Here is a 2234-nt window from a genome sequence, read left to right as displayed (position 1 = left end):
TGAAAACGATTGGATTTATCGGCTTGGGCATTATGGGCAGACCGATGAGCTTGAACCTGTTGAAGGCGGGCTATCCGCTCGTGGTGGTGAATAGACCGTCCCAAGCTTTCGACGAGGTAACGACTGCCGGTGCACAGGTGGCCGATACGCCGAAGGCGGTGGCCGAACGAGCGGACATTCTCATTCTGATGCTGCCGAACTCGCCGGAGGTACGGGAGGTTGTACTTGGGGAGCAGGGCGTCATCCAGGGGGCGAAGCCGGGCACCGTGGTCATCGACATGAGCTCGATCGCGCCGCTGGTCAGCCGCGAGATTGCCGGTCAGCTCGCGGAGGCCGGCGTCGAGATGCTGGATGCGCCGGTCAGCGGAGGCGAACCGAAGGCTATCGAAGGAACGCTTTCGGTCATGGTCGGTGGCAAGAAGGAAGTGTTCGACGCCTGCTTCGACGTGATGAAGGCGATGGCAGGCTCCGTCGTGTATACCGGGGACATAGGGGCAGGAAATGTCACGAAGCTGGCCAACCAGGTGATCGTGGCGCTGAATATCGCGGCGATGTCGGAAGCGTTCGTGCTGGCGGCTAAGGCCGGCGTCGAGCCGGAGCTCGTGTATCAGGCGATCCGCGGAGGACTGGCCGGCAGCACCGTGCTGGACGCCAAGGCGCCGATGGTGTTGGATCGAAGATTCAATCCCGGCTTCCGCTTGCAGCTTCATATCAAGGATTTGGCGAATGCGCTCGATACGGCCCGCGAAATGGAAGTGCCGCTGCCGCTGACATCGGCCGTCATGGACATGATGCAGTCGCTTCGCGAGGACGGACTAGGCGATGCGGACCACTCGGCCCTCGTGCAATATTTCGAGAAATCGGCCGGGATTGAAGTGAAGCGATAACATGGCGAATGGGGCAGAGGGGGAGCATGCGATGGCTGAGGCACTTAGTAAAACACCAACGATAACGGAGATGACCGTCATCCCGGTAGCCGGCAAGGATAGTATGCTATTCAATTTGAGCGGTGCCCACGGACCGTACTTTACCCGAAATATCGTCATCCTCAAGGATTCCAGCGGCCATGTGGGCGTCGGAGAAGTGCCGGGGGGCGAGAGCATCCGCCAGACGCTGGAGGATGCCCGGCCATTGGTCATGGGGGCGTCCATCGGGCAGTATAACCGTATCCTTGCCGCGATACGGACGCAGTTCGCCGGCCGCGATGCCGGCGGCCGCGGGCTGCAGACCTTCGATCTGCGGATAACGATCCATGCCGTCACGGCATTGGAAGCGGCGCTGCTCGATCTGCTCGGCAAACATCTGGATGTCCCCGTTGCCGCTCTGCTGGGCGAAGGCCAGCAGCGAGAGCGGGTCAAGATGCTCGGCTATTTGTTTTATATCGGCGATCGCAATCGAACCGACCTCCCTTATTACAGCAGCACGCAAGCCGAGGACGATTGGTATAGAATCCGTCATGAAGAAGCGTTGTCCCCGGAAGCCGTCGTCCGGCTGGCCGAGGCGGCGCAGAAGCGATACGGCTTCCAGGATTTCAAGCTCAAGGGCGGCGTGATGGATGGCGCGGAAGAGATAAAGGCGATCCGGGCGCTGAAAGCACGATTCCCCGAGGCGCGGATCACGCTCGATCCGAACGGAGCCTGGTCGTTGTCGGAAGCTATTCGGTTGTGCCGGGACATGCAGGGAATTCTCGCGTATGCCGAGGATCCGTGCGGCGCCGAGCATGGATTTTCGGGCCGTGAGGTAATGGCTGAATTCAGGCGGGCGACGGGTTTGCCGACCGCTACCAATATGATTGCCACCGATTGGCGTCAGATGAGACATGCGATTACGCTTCACGCCGTCGACATTCCGCTCGCGGATCCGCACTTCTGGACGATGCAAGGCTCGGTCCGCGTCGCTCAGCTGTGTCAGGAATGGGGACTCACTTGGGGATCGCATTCGAACAATCACTTCGATATTTCGTTGGCCATGTTCACCCAAGTCGCCGCAGCGGCGCCGGGCGACATTACGGCGATCGACACGCACTGGATTTGGCAGGAAGGGATCGAGAGGCTGACGGTGGAGCCGATGCAGATCGTGGACGGTCATGTACAAGTCCCCCATAAACCGGGGCTCGGCATCGAGCCGGACTACGACCGCATTCAACTGGCCCATGAGCAGTATAAGGCCATGGGACTTGACGGACGCAACGACGCGACGGCCATGCAGTTTTACATTCCGAGCTGGTCCTTCGA

The 2234-nt window shown here is 60.3% G+C and carries 2 protein-coding genes; both read left to right on the top strand.

Annotated elements, in window-relative coordinates:
* A partial coding sequence (garR, locus tag PKO02S_RS31890) for a 2-hydroxy-3-oxopropionate reductase (RefSeq protein WP_373865264.1) occupies positions 1-887 on the top strand: 887 nt, incomplete at its 5' end.
* A 31-nt stretch (positions 888-918) separates the two neighbouring features.
* On the top strand, positions 919-2234 hold a 1316-nt coding region (locus PKO02S_RS31885; protein WP_127589306.1), incomplete at its 3' end, for an enolase C-terminal domain-like protein.

Source organism: Paenibacillus koleovorans NBRC 103111, assembly GCF_004000845.1.
Taxonomy (GTDB): Bacteria; Bacillota; Bacilli; order Paenibacillales; family NBRC-103111; genus Paenibacillus_AA; species Paenibacillus_AA koleovorans.
The sequence above is the reverse complement of the archived record's forward strand: the minus strand, read 5'-3'. Positions and strand labels throughout refer to the sequence as shown.